Raw genomic sequence first — 14,814 nt, forward strand, 5'->3', positions numbered from 1 at the left:
GGCTGCGATCTTTTTTATGGGCGTTACTTTTGTTTCTTTGGAATACGTACGAGCTGGGTGTTGGAGTACATGTCATGCCAGCTGCGTTCCTGTTTGTCGAACAGCGACCAGAAGAATCCCAGGCCAACACACAGCAACGAAGCAAACGACACCACAAAGCGCAGCAGCGCCTGCCACAGGCTGATGGATGAGCCATCGGCATTCTGTACCCGGATGCACCAGACCTGCATGCCCAGCGTCTGACCAGACCACGTCCAGAATTTGGCGAAGAAGCCGAACAGTACGAACAACAGCACCGTCGAGAGCAGGGGATCGCCGTCCAGCGCACCCGCTTCGGTCAGGGTGCGCATCCTCTCTTCGCCGATGATCGCCATCTGGATCATCTTGTAGATGCCGCTGGTGACGATCAGCAGGGCGGTGCACAGCAGGAAATCATAGAACATGGCTGCCAGGCGACGACCCAGGCCGGCGGCAGGAAAGTCGCCCTGGGGAGTAAGCAGGTGTTTCGACATGGCAGGTTCTCGGCGAAAAAGAAGCCATTTTACGGATTTACGCGCACAAAAAAGCCCCTGATGTCAGCATCAGGGGCTTTTTCGTTACAGAAGATTAACCTTCCGCTTGTACTTCGTCAGCCTGCATGCCTTTCTGGCCCTGCACGGCGATGAAGGTCACTTTCTGGCCTTCTTTCAGGCTCTTGAAGCCGTTGCCCTGGATGGCGCGGAAATGCACGAACAGATCCGGACCGCTTTCAGGAGTGATAAAACCAAAACCTTTCTCGTCGTTAAACCACTTGACGGTACCGCTCTGACGTTGGGACATTTCTTATTTCCTTTGACGCAAAAATTAATGACAGTCTCCTTCTTATGAAAGAGTACTGGGGCTGGTTGCAGGAGAGTAAGAAGACGTCGAACGGGATGTAGCTAACTTGTAGGCTACTGCCCAGGTCACGATTCCAAGCGACCCATGCAAACACAGTGAACAAACTCTACGCCAACTACGGGAGAAAAAACAAGCCCTGTGAAGGCCCCGTATTTCCTCAGGTTGATGGCATTTAGTCAGTCCACTAGTGGGGCCTTATACGCTAGCGTTGCTCAATTGCTTTCGATCGTTATAAGCAAAGTTCATAATCGAAGCTTAGAGCCAAACAATGCACTATTTTATGGCGGTTGCGTTACACATTAGTGCGCAGTTAACGCAACCGCGTTACTTATAGGAACAATCAATCAGCCGCGATAGTAGCGTTGTGGAACAAATGGCATTTTGCTTACAAGCAAAGGCACCTTTTTCCCACGAACGATTGCCCAAACCGGTGTGTCCAGTGCGATGTAGGCGCTGTCGACATAACCCATGGCCAGCGGACCGCCCAGGGTTGGCCCGAAACCACCGCTGCAGACACTACCGATGATGTCGCCGGCTTCGTTGATGATCTCGGCGCCTTCACGCACGGGTGTACGTTCCTGTGGTAGCAGACCTACACGTTTGCGGTTCACGCCTGCCTGTTGCTGAGTGAATACGGTTTCGGCGCCCGGGAAGCCACCGGCCCGTGCGCCATCGGCGCGACGTGGCTTGGAGATCGCCCACAGCAGGCTTGCTTCGATCGGGGTGGTGTCGGCGTTCATGTCGTGGCCGTACAGGCACAGGCCGGCTTCCAGGCGCAGGGAGTCGCGGGCGCCAAGACCGATGGCCTCGACTTCCGGTTCGGCCAGCAGGGCGCGAGCCAGGGCTTCGGCATTGGCGGCGGGTACGGAAATTTCGAAACCGTCTTCACCGGTGTAACCCGAACGGCTGACAAAGCAGTCCACGCCCAGCAGCTTCACGCGGGCGAACTGCATGAAGGTCATCTTCGCAACTGTAGGTGCCAGACGTGCCAGTACGGTGACGGCGGCCGGGCCTTGCAGGGCGAGCAGGGCGCGTTCTTCGAACAGCGGCTCGATCGTGCACTGGTCGCCAATGTGCTGACGCAGGTGTGCCAGGTCTTGATCCTTGCACGCGGCGTTGACCACCAGGAACAGTTCGTCGTTACCCAGGTTGGCGACCATCAGGTCGTCGAGGATGCCGCCGGTCGCATTGGTGAACATGGCATAGCGCTGCATGCCCACCGGCAGGTCGATGATGTCCACCGGCACCAAGGTTTCCAGGGCCTTGGCGGCATTGGCGCCGGTCAGGCGGATCTGGCCCATGTGCGAGACATCGAACAGCCCGGCCTGGTCGCGGGTGTGCTGGTGTTCTTTCATCACGCCCAGCGGGTATTGCACGGGCATGTCGTAGCCGGCGAACGGCACCATGCGCGCGCCGAGTTCGATGTGCAGTGCGTGCAACGGGGTTTTCAACAGTTGTTCGGTGGACATATTCAGCTCCTGAAGAAGGGTGCAGATGAGCGCGCATCAGCACTCGATAATGTTGACCGCCAAACCGCCACGGGCGGTTTCCTTGTATTTGCTTTTCATGTCGGCGCCGGTCTGGCGCATGGTGCGGATGACCTTGTCGAGGGAGACGAAGTGTTGCCCGTCGCCGCGCAGGGCCATGCGCACGGCATTGATGGCCTTGACCGAGCCCATGGCGTTGCGTTCGATGCAAGGCACTTGCACCAGCCCGCCAATCGGGTCGCAGGTCAGCCCGAGGTTGTGTTCCATGCCGATTTCCGCGGCGTTTTCCACTTGTTGCACGGTGCCGCCAAGCACTTCGCACAAGGCACCGGCGGCCATCGAGCAGGCGACGCCGACTTCGCCCTGGCAACCGACTTCGGCGCCGGAGATCGAGGCGTTTTCCTTGTACAGAATGCCGATGGCTGCGGCCGTGAGCAGAAAACGCACGACGCCGTCATCATTGGCCCCTGGGATAAAGCGCATGTAGTAGTGCAACACCGCTGGAATGATCCCCGCTGCACCGTTGGTGGGCGCGGTCACGACGCGCCCGCCGTTGGCGTTCTCCTCGTTGACCGCCAGCGCGTAGAGGTTGACCCAGTCGAGCACCGACAGTGGGTCGCGCAAAGACGATTCCGGGTTCTTGCACAATTGCCGATGCAGCGCGGCGGCTCGGCGTTTGACCTTCAGCCCGCCAGGCAGGATGCCTTCATTGCGGCATCCGGCGGCGACGCAGTCCTGCATCACTTGCCAGATTTTCAGCAGGCCGGCGCGGGTTTCCGCTTCCGGACGCCAGGCGCTTTCGTTGGTCAGCATCACCTGGCTGATCGACAGCCCGTATTTGACGCAATGACCGAGAAGATCCTTGGCGCTTTTGAACGGAAAGGTCAGGGGGGTGGCGTCTTCGACGATGCGGTCGGCGCCGGCGGCGTCCTCATCGACCACAAAACCGCCGCCGACCGAGTAGTACTCGCGACTGCGGATCTGCAGGCCCGCCGCGTCGAAGGCGCGAAAAATCATGCCGTTGGGGTGATAGGGCAACGGCTTGCGAATCATTGCCAGGTGTTCTTTCTCGTTGAACGCAATGCTGTGTTCACCAAGCAGGTTCAAGCGTCCGTTGCTGCGGATTTCTTGCAGGCGCGCGGCGACGGTTTCCGTATCCACGGTGTCCGGGTGCTCGCCTTCCAGGCCCAACAGCACCGCCTTGTCACTGCCGTGGCCTTTGCCAGTGGCGCCGAGCGAGCCGTACAGCTCGACTTTGACGCAGGTGGTGGCCGGCAGCAGCCCTTCACGGCGCAGGCCTTCGACGAAACGCGCAGCGGCGCGCATCGGGCCGACGGTGTGAGAGCTGGAGGGGCCGATGCCAATCTTGAACAGGTCGAACACGCTTAACGACATGGTGGTTCTCCGGTTTCTTGTTATAGGCGTATCACGGGAGATGCTGTGCGTAGGAGCTGCCGCAGGCTGCGATCTTTTGATCCTTTCAAGATCAAGATCAAAAGATCGCAGCCTGCGGCAGCTCCTACAAGGGGTTGCGGTGTTCTTGAGAGGGGCGGGCAACCCCGCCCCCCTCTTTCGTTTAAGCGTAGCTTTCGATCGACGGGCAGGCGCAGACCAGGTTGCGGTCGCCAAACACGTTGTCGACACGACCGACCGGCGGCCAGTACTTGCCTTCGATCAGCGACGCAACCGGGTACACCGCTTGCTCGCGGCTGTACGGGTGCGACCACTCGCCGACCAGCTCCTTGGCGGTGTGTGGCGCGTTTTTCAGCGGGTTGTCGTCCTTGTCCAGGGTGCCGTTTTCCACCGCGCGGATTTCTTCGCGGATGCGGATCATGGCGTCGCAGAAACGGTCCAGTTCTTCCTTGGATTCGCTTTCGGTCGGTTCGATCATCAGCGTGCCGGCCACCGGGAACGACATGGTCGGCGCGTGGAAGCCGAAGTCGATCAGGCGCTTGGCGACGTCATCGACGCTGATGCCGCTGCTGTCTTTCAGTGGGCGCAGATCAAGGATGCACTCGTGCGCCACCAGGCCGTTGCTGCCGGTGTACAGAACCGGGTAGTGCTCTTCGAGGCGACGGGAAATGTAGTTGGCATTGAGGATCGCCAGCTGCGAAGCACGCTTGAGGCCCGCGCCACCCATCATGCGAATGTACATCCAGGTGATCGGCAGGATGCTCGCGCTGCCGAACGGTGCCGCGCAAACGGCGCCTTGCTTGCGCTCCATCTGCGCGTGGCCCGGCAGGAATGGCGCCAGGTGTGATTTCACACCGATCGGGCCGACGCCCGGGCCGCCACCGCCGTGGGGGATGCAGAAGGTCTTGTGCAGATTCAGGTGCGACACGTCGCCGCCGAACTTGCCCGGCGCGCAGAGGCCGACCATGGCGTTCATATTGGCGCCGTCGATGTACACCTGGCCGCCGTTGTCATGAACGATGCCACAGATTTCGCGGATGCCTTCTTCGAACACGCCGTGGGTCGACGGGTAGGTGATCATCAGCGCGGCGAGGTGTTCGCGGTGCTCGATGGCCTTGGCGCGCAGGTCTTCGATGTCGACGTTGCCACGGGCGTCGCAGGCGGTGACGACCACGCGCATGCCGGCCATGTTGGCAGTGGCCGGGTTGGTGCCGTGGGCCGACGACGGGATCAGGCAGATGTCGCGACGGTCTTCGCCACGGCTCTGGTGGTAGGCACGGATCGCCAAGAGACCTGCGTACTCACCCTGGGAACCGGCGTTCGGTTGCAGCGAAACCGAGTCATAACCGGTGGCGGCGCAGAGCATCGCTTCCAGCTCGTCGGTCAGTTGCTGGTAGCCGGCGCTTTGCTCGGCCGGGGCGAACGGGTGCAGGGCGCCGAACTCGGCCCAGGTCACCGGGATCATTTCGCTGGCAGCGTTGAGTTTCATGGTGCACGAACCCAGCGGGATCATGGTGCGGTCCAGCGCCAGGTCCTTGTCCGCCAGTTTGCGCAGGTAGCGCATCAGCTCGGTTTCCGAGTGATAGCGGTTGAACACCGGGTGGCTGAGGATCGGCGACTGACGTACCAGCGCGGCCGGGATGGTGCTGACGACCGAGGCGGCGAGGGCGGCGAAGTCCGGCAGGGCCTTGCCGTCGGACAGCAGGCTCCACAGGGTTTCAACGTCGGCCTGAGTGGTGGTTTCGTCCAGGGACAGGCCCAGGCGCTCGCCATCGACCACGCGCAGGTTGATGCGCTGGGCGTGCGCCTTGTCGTGCAGGGCTGCGGTTTGCGCACCGGTCTTCACGGTCAGGGTGTCGAAGAAGCTCGCTTGCTCGACGTTCAGGCCCAATGCGCTCAAGCCTTTGGCCAGGATTGCAGTCAGGTGATGGATGCGATTGGCGATCTGCATCAGGCCTTTTGGACCGTGGTACACGGCATACATGCTGGCGATGTTGGCCAGCAGTACTTGCGCGGTGCAGATGTTGCTGGTGGCTTTCTCGCGACGGATGTGTTGCTCGCGGGTCTGCATGGCCAGGCGCAGGGCCGGGTTACCGAAACGGTCTACGGAAACACCGACCAGGCGGCCCGGCATGTCACGCTTGAACGCGTCCTTGGTGGAGAAGTACGCCGCGTGCGGGCCACCGAAGCCCAGCGGCACGCCGAAGCGTTGTGCACTGCCGATGGCTACGTCGGCGCCGAATTCGCCCGGCGCGGTCAGCACGGTCAGGGCCAGCAGGTCGGCAGCCACGGCAACGAGGGCGTTGGCGGCGTGGAAGCGTTCGGTCAGCTCGCGGTAATCGAACACGTCACCGTTGCTTGCCGGGTATTGCAGCAGCGCGCCGAAGAACGGCGTCACGTCAGTCAGCTCGCGTTCGTCGCCAACCACCACGTCGATGCCCAAAGGCTCGGCACGGGTGCGCAGCACGTCGAGGGTCTGCGGGTGGCAATGCACGGAGGCGAAGAAGGCGTGGCTGCCTTTGTTCTTGCTCAGGCGTTTGCAGAAGGTCATGGCTTCGGCAGCGGCGGTGGCTTCGTCGAGCAAGGAGGCGTTGGCGATCGGCAGGCCGGTGAGGTCGCTGATCAGGGTCTGGAAGTTCAGCAGCGCTTCGAGACGGCCTTGGGAGATTTCTGGCTGGTACGGGGTGTAGGCGGTGTACCAGGCCGGGTTTTCCAGCAGGTTGCGCAGAATCGGCGACGGCGTGTGGGTACCGTAGTAGCCCTGGCCGATGTAGGTCTTGAACAGCTGGTTTTTAGTCGCGATGGACTTGATCAAGGCCAGGGCATCGGCTTCGCTCAAGCCGTCTTCCAGGCCGAGGACGCTGGTGCCCTTGATGCTGTCGGGAATCACACTGGCGCTCAGGGCTTCCAGGGAGTCGAAGCCGAGGCTGTTGAGCATCGCTTGCTCGTCACCGGCGCGCGGGCCGATGTGACGGGCGATGAATTCGTTGGCGGTGGTCAAATTGATTTGAGTCATGTCAGCGCTCCTCAGGCTTCGGCTTGGGCTTTGATCAGGCGGTCGTAGGCGTCCTGATCCAGCAGTTGGGCGACAGCCGAGGCGTCGCTTGGCTGGAAGCGGAAGAACCAGCCTTCGCCCAGCGGATCTTCGTTGACCAGCTCAGGGCTGCTGTCCAGCGCCGGGTTCACTTCCAGCACTTCGCCGTCCAGCGGCATGTACACGCCGCTGGCAGCCTTTACCGATTCCACGGTGGCGGCTTCGGCGCCTTTGTCGTAGGACTGCAGCTCAGGCAGTTGAACGAAAACCACGTCGCCCAGGGCGTTCTGTGCGAAAGCGGTGATGCCGACCGTGACGCTGCCGTCTGCTTCGGTGCGCAGCCATTCGTGATCTTCAGTAAAACGCAACTCGCTCATGGAAACTCCTAAGGGGCCAGACTCGTCTGGTGGACGCGATTGAATGCTGGGCGATGCCCGGGTTATGAGGAGTACATAGCAAGAACGCGGCCAACGTTGTTTTTATTATTATTTATCAACGAGTTAGGTGGTTTAGACAAAGTCTGAAATTCACACGTTGTAGCGAAATCGATACGGCATATGTCCAGGATAAAAGCCGAGGTGGATCAAAGCCTTGTGCAGCCGTGATTGGAGTGGGGTGTAGCGATATCGTTCCGCTGTAGCGCTTTCAGTACAGATGGAGGTCGTTTTTAAACCGGTGAAGAAGTTTTCGAATTGACAACCCGTTCCGTAGGAGCTGCCGCAGGCTGCGATCTTGTCGCAGGCACCATAAGAGCAAAGTCAAAAGATCGCAGCCTGCGGCAGCTCCTACACGGGTTGGTGTACATAGCCCGCCATCTGTGGACTCAAGGCCTCAAGCCTTGCCCGGAATCCCGTACTTGCGCAACCGATGGGCAATCGCGGTGTGGGAGGTTTGCAGGCGGGTCGCCAGTTGCCGGGTCGAGGGATAGCTGACGTAGAGTTTTTCCAGCAGGGTTTTCTCGAATTCGTCCATGGCCTGTTCCAGGCTGTCGACGTCATGGTCGCCCTGGCGGGCCACAGAGGTGCCGGCGATATCGAGGTCGCCGATGTCCACCAGGCTGCTTTCGCAGATCGCCGCGGCACGGAAGATCACGTTCTGCAATTGCCGCACGTTGCCCGGCCAGCGGTTGCCCAGCAGCGCCGGGTAAGTGCCCGGCGCCAGGCGACAGACCGGTCGCTGGATCTGCGCACAGGCCTGCTGCATGAAGTAGCGGGCCAGCAGCAGGATGTCCTGGCCACGCTCGCGCAGGGGTGGCACTTCAACATTGAGGACGTTGAGGCGATAGAACAGGTCTTCGCGGAACAAACCTTCGCCGACCATTTTTTCCAGATCGCGGTGGGTCGCGCTGAGGATCCGTACGTTGACCTTGACCTCACGGTCACCGCCGACCCGGCGAAAACTGCCGTCGTTGAGGAAACGCAGCAATTTGGCCTGCAAATACGGCGACATCTCGCCGATTTCATCGAGAAACACCGTGCCCTGGTTGGCCAGTTCCATCAGTCCTGGCTTACCGCCCCGTTGTGCGCCCGTGAACGCGCCAGGGGCGTAGCCGAACAGTTCGCTTTCGGCGAGGTTCTCCGGCAATGCCGCGCAGTTCAGCGCCAGAAACGGTGAACTGTACCGGGCGCTGATGGCGTGGCAGGCCCGGGCCACCAGTTCCTTGCCGGTGCCGGTTTCGCCCTGGATCAACAGCGGTGCATCGAGGGCCGCCACCCGCTGGGCGCGTGCCTTGAGGGTGCGGATCACCGGGGACTCGCCGAGCAGTGCGTCGAAACCTTCGGCGTGGTCATGGTGCAGCGCGGAAAGGCGTTCGCCGATGCGGTTCGGTTGATACAGGGTCAGCAGGGCGCCGGCGTCGGTGATCGGAGTGGCGTCGAGCAACAGGGTCTGGCCGTTGACGGTGATTTCCCGCAGCGGCAGGCGAAAGCCCTGTTCGAGCAGGGCGTCGAGCAAGGCCGGGTCGGAAAACAGCTCGCCCACGCTTTCACCGTTCGGTTCGCGGCCGTACAGGGCGATCAGGGCCGGGTTGGCCAGCAGCACCTTGCCGTCGCTGTCCAGTGCCAGCACCGGGTCGGTCATGGCGGCCAGCAAGGCGTCGAGCTGCAAGTGCCGGCGCTGGCCGGGCAGGATGTCGACCACCGTCACCGCTTGCACGCCACGCACGCTGAACAGGGCATCGCGCAGCTCCTCGAGCACTTGCGGGCTCAGGGTCGGGGCGTCGATATACACATTGGGCGGGACCATTTCCACCGCATCCAGGTTCAGATTGCGCCCACCGAGCAGGGCCAGGACTTCCTGGGTGATACCGACGCGGTCGATGAAGCTGACGTGGATACGCATGGGGCGGTCTTGGGTTCTGCAGTGCGAAGGGTGGCAAGTATGCCTTGGAGGAGGGGGGAGGTGAAATCGTCGATGTGGGATGGCTTGAAAAGATCGCAGCCTTCGGCAGCTCCTGCGCCGAACGCATTCCCCTGTAGGAGCTGCCGAAGGCTGCGATCTTTTGATCTTCCAAACGTTATTCCAGATGCTCGGGTTTGACCGGGTCGCCCGATTTCATGTTCAACTGCACCCGCACATCTTCGAACATCGCGTCGTAGTGCTTGTGGATCGAACCAATGTTGCTATGGGTTTTCGGGACACCGTACTTCTCGGCAATCTTGGTGACGTTGCTGGCGAAGTTGTAGGCCATGTCCTTGGGCAGGAAGAACGACTCGCTCATGTCCTTGCCCTGGATGCTGCCATGCATCTTGAACTGCATCCCTTTGCCTTCCTTGGGGTCCTGGCTGACTTCATAGTCGAGGTAGATGTTGTAGCTGACGTCGTCCTTGTTCAGCGCGTGTCGCTCGATGTGCAGGTGACCCGGCTCGAACGTTGCCATTGTTGACTCTCCTTCAAAATGTCTTGAATCAGGACAGGCCTCAGGCCTGCCCCGCAGTTTCGTTTATTGATAGCTGATGCCTGGTGTTGCCGTACTGATGCGTGTACCGGCGGTGCCCTGGACAATTGCTTCGATGTCCGCGAGCGAACCGATCACTGCGACTTTTCCAGTATGGCGCGCGAATTCGCAGGCTGCCTGCACCTTCGGTCCCATGGAGCCGGCGGCGAAGCCGAGTTTTTCCATTTCGTCGGGGTGGGCCTGGGCGATGGCGTTTTGCGTGGGTTTGCCAAAGTCGATGAACGCGGCGTTGACGTCGGTGGCGATCACCAGCAGATCGGCTTCAAGCTGTTCGGCCAGCAGTGCCGAGCACAGGTCTTTGTCGATGACCGCTTCGACGCCTTCGAGTTTGCCGGGCGACGTGTACATGGTCGGAATGCCGCCGCCACCGGCGCAGATCACGATGCTGCTTTTTTCCAGCAGCCATTTGATCGGACGGATTTCGAAGATGCGTTTCGGTTTCGGGCTGGCGACCACGCGACGGTATTTGTCGCCGTCCGGGGCAATGGCCCAGCCTTTTTCGGCGGCGAGTTTTTCCGCATCGGCCTTGCTGTAGACCGGGCCGATGGGTTTGGTGGGGTTCTTGAAGGCCGGGTCATTGGCATCGACTTCGACCTGGGTCAGCAGGGTCGCGAAGGGCACTTCGAAGTCCAGCAGGTTGCCCAGTTCCTGTTCGATGATGTAACCGATCATGCCTTCGGTCTCGGCACCGAGCACGTCCAGCGGATAGGGCGAAACCGAGGTGTAGGCCGCCGCCTGCAAAGACAGCAGGCCGACCTGCGGGCCATTGCCGTGGGCGATGACCAGTTGGTTGCCGGGATGGATCCTGGCGATCTGTTCGGTGGCGATCCGGATGTTGGCGCGCTGGTTGTCAGCGGTCATGGGTTCGCCCCGGCGGAGCAGGGCATTACCGCCCAGAGCAACGACGATACGCATGGTGCTAGTCCTTCTAGAGTAGGAGCTGCCGAAGGCTCGGTCCGCGCTCGGGCGATCTTTTGATCTTGCTATTGATCTTCAAAGATCAAAAGATCGCCCGAGCGCGGACCGAGCCTTCGGCAGCTCCTACGGGTCAGTGAGCGATCAAGAGGACATGATCAGCCGTCAGAGATCAGCCAACGTCGACACCAGAATCGCCTTGATGGTGTGCATGCGGTTTTCCGCTTGCTCGAAGGCGATGCAGGCCGGCGACTCGAACACGTCATCGGTCACTTCGATGCCGTTGCTCAGGTGCGGGTACTGTTCGGCAATCTGCTTGCCGATCTTGGTGTCGCAGTTGTGGAACGCCGGCAGGCAGTGCATGAACTTGGTGCGCGGGTTGCCGGTGGCCTTCATCAGTTCGGCGTTGACCTGATACGGCAGCAATTGCTGGATGCGCTCGGCCCAGGCTTCGACCGGTTCGCCCATCGACACCCAGACGTCGGTGTGGATGAAGTCCACGCCCTTGACCGCCGCTTTCGGGTCTTCGGTGAGGGTGATGCGCGCGCCGCTTTCTTCTGCGTATTGCTTGCAGCGAGCCACCAGGTCGTCCGCCGGCCACAGGGCTTTCGGCGCGCAGATGCGCACGTCCATGCCGAGCTTGGCGCCGATCAGCAGCAGCGAGTTGCCCATGTTGTTACGGGCATCGCCGAGGTAGGCGTAGCTGATTTCGTGGATCGGCTTGTCGGCGTGCTCACGCATGGTCAGCACGTCGGCGATCATTTGCGTCGGGTGGTATTCGTCGGTCAGGCCGTTGAACACCGGCACACCGGCGAACTTGGCCAGTTCCTCGACGATTTCCTGCTTGAAGCCACGGTACTCGATGGCATCGTACATGCGCCCAAGCACGCGGGCGGTGTCCTTCATGCTTTCCTTGTGGCCGATCTGCGAGGAGTTCGGGTCGATGTAGGTGACGTTGGCGCCCTGGTCATAGGCTGCAACTTCGAACGCACAGCGGGTGCGGGTCGAGGTCTTTTCGAAGATCAGCGCGATGTTGTTGCCCTTGAGATGCTGCTGTTCGGTGCCGGTGTACTTGGCACGCTTGAGGTCGCGGGACAGGTCGAGCAGGTAGCGCAATTCGCGAGGGGTGTGGTGTTCCAGGCTCAGCAGATTGCGGTTATGGATATTGAACGCCATTTTGGATCTCCTAAGGTGAACAGGTTAGTAGTCAATCGGATCGCGGATGATCGGGCAGGTCATGCAATGGCCGCCGCCCCGGCCGCGACCGAGTTCGCCGGCGCTGATGGTGATGACTTCCACGCCGGCCTTGCGCAGCAGGGTGTTGGTGTAGGTATTGCGGTCGTAGCCGATGACCACGCCTGGCTCCACGGCCACCACGTTGTTGCCGTCGTCCCATTGCTCGCGTTCGGCGGCGAAGCTGTTGCCGCCGGTTTCCACCACGCGCAGGGCCTTGAGATTGAGGGCCTGGGCCACGGTGTCGAGGAAGTTGGTTTCTTCGCGGCGGATATCGATGCCACCCGCCTTGCTTTCATCGGGACGCAGGGTGAAGGCGACAATCTGGTTCACCACTTCCGGGAAGATCGTGACGAGGTCGCGATCGCAGAAGCTGAACACGGTGTCCAGGTGCATCGCCGCGCGGGATTTCGGCAGGCCGGCGACGATGACTTTCTCGACGGCCTTGTTTTTGAACAGGTTCACCGCCAGTTGCGCAATGGCCTGCCGCGACGAACGTTCACCCATGCCGATCAACACCACGCCGTTGCCGATCGGCATCACATCACCGCCCTCAAGAGTGGAGTTGCCATGCTCTTTGTCCGGGTCGCCGTACCAGATCTGGAAGTCGGCGTTGGTGAACTCGGGGTGGAATTTGTAGATGGCGGTGGTCAGCAGGGTTTCCTGACGGCGAGCTGGCCAGTACATCGGGTTGAGGGTGACGCCACCGTAGATCCAGCAGGTGGTATCGCGGGTGAACTGGGTGTTGGGCAGCGGCGGCAGGATGAAGCTGGAGTTGCCGAGGAAGTCGCGGAACATCTCGATGGCCTTGCCACCGAAACTGGTCGGCAGATCGTCGCCCGAGACACCACCGATCAGGAACTCGGCGATCTTGCGCGGCTGCAGGCTGCGCAGCCACGAGGCGGTTTCGTTGATCAGGCCCAGGCCCACCGAGTTGGCGGTGACCTTGCGTTCCAGGATCCAGTCCAGGGCTTCGGGGATGGCGACGATGTCCGTCAGCAGGTTGTGCATTTCCAGTACATCAATGTTGCGTTCGCGCATCTTGGTGACGAAGTCGAAGTGGTCGCGTTTGGCCTGGGCCACCCACAACACGTCATCGAACAGCAGTTCATCGCAGTTGTTCGGGGTCAGCCGCTGATGGGCCAGGCCTGGGGAGCAAACCATGACTTTGCGCAGTTTGCCGGCTTCGGAATGGACGCCGTACTTAACTTTTTCCGTGGTCATTACAGTGATCCTCCAGATGACAAAACAAGGGAGTTAAAGGGTCAGGAAGCCGTCGTAGAGACCGTAGGCCGCCACCACGGCGCCCACGACCACCGCAGCGAAAATCAGCTTCTCGACGTTGGTGAAAACCGGTTTGTCGATTTCCAGCTTGGCCTTGGCGAAAAGGATCACGCCGGGGGCGTAGAGCAGGGCGGACAGCAGCAGGTACTTCATGCCGCCGGCGTACAGCAGCCAGATCGCGTAGATCAGGGCCACGGCGCCGATGATCAGATCCTTCTGCCGTTCGCCCGCTGCGCCTTCGTAGCTTTCGCCACGCACCGCCAACAGCAACGCGTAGGCCGCCGACCACAGGTACGGCACCAGGATCATCGAGGTGGCGAGGTAGATCAGCGACAGGTAAGTGCTGGCGGAGAACAGCGTGATGATCAGGAAAACCTGCACCATGGCGTTGGTCAGCCACAGGGCATTGACCGGTACATGGTTGGCGTTTTCCTTGCGCAAAAACGCCGGCATGGTGTGGTCCCTGGCGGCGGCGAACATGATCTCCGCGCACAGCAGCACCCATGACAGCAACGCCCCCAGCAACGAGATGATCAAACCGACGCTGATCAGCACCGCACCCCAGTGACCGACCACGTGTTCCAGCACGGCGGCCATTGAGGGGTTCTGCAGTTTGGCCAGTTCCGGCTGGGTCATGATCCCCAGCGACAGCACGTTGACCAGCACTAAAAACAGCAGCACGGTGACAAAGCCGATCACGGTGGCCTTACCCACGTCGCTGCGTTTTTCCGCCCGGGCCGAAAAGATGCTCGCGCCTTCGATGCCGATGAACACCCACACGGTGACCAGCATCATTTTGCGCACCTGGTCCATCACGCTGCCCAGGTCCGGGTTCTTCAGGCCCCAGATGTCGGCGGTGAAGATGTCCAGTTTGAAGGCGAACAACGCAATCAACATGAACAGCAGCAGCGGCACAATCTTGGCGACGGTGGTCACCAGGTTGATGAACGCTGCTTCCTTTATTCCTCGCAGTACGAGGAAATGTACGGCCCAGAGCAGTACCGAGGCGCCGATCACGGCAGCAGGGGTATTCCCCTCCCCAAATAGCGGAAAGAAGTAGCCGAGCGTGCTGAACAGCAAGACGAAGTAACCGACGTTGCCCAGCCAGGCACTGATCCAGTACCCCCAGGCGGACGAGAAGCCCATGTAGTCGCCGAAACCGGCCTTGGCGTAGGCGTAAACCCCGCCATCAAGATCGGGTTTGCGGTTGGCCAGAGTCTGGAACACGAACGCCAGGGTGAGCATGCCGACGGCGGTGATCGCCCAACCGATCAGAATGGCGCCGACATCGGCACTGGCGGCCATGTTTTGTGGCAAGGAAAAAATCCCGCCACCAATCATCGAACCCACGACTAACGCAACCAGCGCGCCGAGTTTCAGTTTTCCGGGAGCTTCAGACATTGCATGACTCCAATGCAGGAGAAGAGAGGCAACAGACTAATTCTGTTGGCTATCCAATCAGCTGACTTAGATCACTAAATGAAAGCGTTCCCGGGTTGTTGGCGGAGTGCCATCATTTGCAAGGCGGCTGCCTGTAACGCCTGTTCTAGAGGCCTTTGCAGGCTTTTAAGAACTTTTTAGCATTTGTTTCGAATTATGACGCTAGTTGGTTT

General features: G+C 60.6%; 12 protein-coding genes. All 12 read right to left on the reverse strand.

Annotated features, from left to right (window positions below):
* Positions 1-23: 23 nt before the first annotated feature.
* Complete coding sequence (locus KW849_RS01740) at positions 24-512, reverse strand: RDD family protein (protein WP_218427098.1); 489 nt, start codon at positions 510-512, stop codon at positions 24-26.
* Between the two features lie 94 nt (positions 513-606).
* Complete coding sequence (locus KW849_RS01745) at positions 607-819, reverse strand: cold-shock protein (protein WP_007931076.1); 213 nt, start codon at positions 817-819, stop codon at positions 607-609.
* A 404-nt stretch (positions 820-1,223) separates the two neighbouring features.
* A complete protein-coding gene (gcvT, locus tag KW849_RS01750; RefSeq protein ID WP_218427101.1) occupies positions 1,224-2,348 on the reverse strand; it encodes a glycine cleavage system aminomethyltransferase GcvT in 1,125 nt (374 codons plus the stop codon).
* A gap of 36 nt (positions 2,349-2,384) precedes the next feature.
* Positions 2,385-3,761, reverse strand: coding sequence for an L-serine ammonia-lyase (locus tag KW849_RS01755; RefSeq protein WP_218427103.1), 1,377 nt, complete (start codon positions 3,759-3,761; stop codon positions 2,385-2,387).
* Positions 3,762-3,942: 181 nt separating this feature from the next.
* Complete coding sequence (gene gcvP / locus KW849_RS01760; protein ID WP_218427105.1) at positions 3,943-6,795, reverse strand: aminomethyl-transferring glycine dehydrogenase; 2,853 nt, start codon at positions 6,793-6,795, stop codon at positions 3,943-3,945.
* A gap of 11 nt (positions 6,796-6,806) precedes the next feature.
* Positions 6,807-7,190, reverse strand: a complete 384-nt coding sequence (gcvH, locus tag KW849_RS01765) for a glycine cleavage system protein GcvH (protein WP_008047373.1) — start codon at positions 7,188-7,190, stop codon at positions 6,807-6,809.
* A gap of 454 nt (positions 7,191-7,644) precedes the next feature.
* Positions 7,645-9,153, reverse strand: coding sequence for a sigma-54-dependent transcriptional regulator (locus tag KW849_RS01770; RefSeq protein ID WP_108215108.1), 1,509 nt, complete (start codon positions 9,151-9,153; stop codon positions 7,645-7,647).
* 175 nt (positions 9,154-9,328) lie between these two features.
* The gene (locus tag KW849_RS01775; RefSeq protein WP_218427107.1) at positions 9,329-9,691 is read right to left on the reverse strand and encodes a DUF5064 family protein; all 363 of its coding nucleotides are present in this window, start codon (positions 9,689-9,691) and stop codon (positions 9,329-9,331) included.
* A 63-nt stretch (positions 9,692-9,754) separates the two neighbouring features.
* Entirely contained in the window at positions 9,755-10,684 is a 930-nt protein-coding gene (gene arcC / locus KW849_RS01780) for a carbamate kinase (RefSeq protein ID WP_218427109.1), read from the reverse strand.
* Between the two features lie 165 nt (positions 10,685-10,849).
* Positions 10,850-11,860, reverse strand: coding sequence for an ornithine carbamoyltransferase (locus KW849_RS01785; protein ID WP_108215111.1), 1,011 nt, complete (start codon positions 11,858-11,860; stop codon positions 10,850-10,852).
* A gap of 24 nt (positions 11,861-11,884) precedes the next feature.
* Positions 11,885-13,141, reverse strand: a complete 1,257-nt coding sequence (arcA, locus tag KW849_RS01790) for an arginine deiminase (RefSeq protein WP_218427111.1) — start codon at positions 13,139-13,141, stop codon at positions 11,885-11,887.
* Between the two features lie 33 nt (positions 13,142-13,174).
* Positions 13,175-14,602: an arginine-ornithine antiporter gene (gene arcD / locus KW849_RS01795; protein ID WP_218427113.1), complete on the reverse strand. Its 1,428-nt coding sequence runs from the start codon at positions 14,600-14,602 to the stop codon at positions 13,175-13,177.
* Positions 14,603-14,814: the final 212 nt, after the last annotated feature.

Origin of the sequence: Pseudomonas sp. PDM26 (assembly GCF_019219185.1) — a bacterium.
GTDB lineage: Bacteria > Pseudomonadota > Gammaproteobacteria > Pseudomonadales > Pseudomonadaceae > Aquipseudomonas.

Excerpts from the sequence above, each read along its gene's own strand:
- KW849_RS01755 (WP_218427103.1), bottom strand. The coding sequence starts at position 3,761 with ATGTCGTTAAGCGTGTTCGACCTGTTCAAGATTGGCATCGGCCCCTCC.
- KW849_RS01745 (WP_007931076.1), bottom strand. The coding sequence starts at position 819 with ATGTCCCAACGTCAGAGCGGTACCGTCAAGTGGTTTAACGACGAGAAA.
- arcA (WP_218427111.1), bottom strand. The coding sequence starts at position 13,141 with ATGACCACGGAAAAAGTTAAGTACGGCGTCCATTCCGAAGCCGGCAAA.
- KW849_RS01770 (WP_108215108.1), bottom strand. The coding sequence starts at position 9,153 with ATGCGTATCCACGTCAGCTTCATCGACCGCGTCGGTATCACCCAGGAA.
- KW849_RS01740 (WP_218427098.1), bottom strand. The coding sequence starts at position 512 with ATGTCGAAACACCTGCTTACTCCCCAGGGCGACTTTCCTGCCGCCGGC.
- arcC (WP_218427109.1), bottom strand. The coding sequence starts at position 10,684 with ATGCGTATCGTCGTTGCTCTGGGCGGTAATGCCCTGCTCCGCCGGGGC.
- gcvT (WP_218427101.1), bottom strand. The coding sequence starts at position 2,348 with ATGTCCACCGAACAACTGTTGAAAACCCCGTTGCACGCACTGCACATC.
- KW849_RS01785 (WP_108215111.1), bottom strand. The coding sequence starts at position 11,860 with ATGGCGTTCAATATCCATAACCGCAATCTGCTGAGCCTGGAACACCAC.
- gcvH (WP_008047373.1), bottom strand. The coding sequence starts at position 7,190 with ATGAGCGAGTTGCGTTTTACTGAAGATCACGAATGGCTGCGCACCGAA.
- arcD (WP_218427113.1), bottom strand. The coding sequence starts at position 14,602 with ATGTCTGAAGCTCCCGGAAAACTGAAACTCGGCGCGCTGGTTGCGTTA.
- KW849_RS01775 (WP_218427107.1), bottom strand. The coding sequence starts at position 9,691 with ATGGCAACGTTCGAGCCGGGTCACCTGCACATCGAGCGACACGCGCTG.
- gcvP (WP_218427105.1), bottom strand. The coding sequence starts at position 6,795 with ATGACTCAAATCAATTTGACCACCGCCAACGAATTCATCGCCCGTCAC.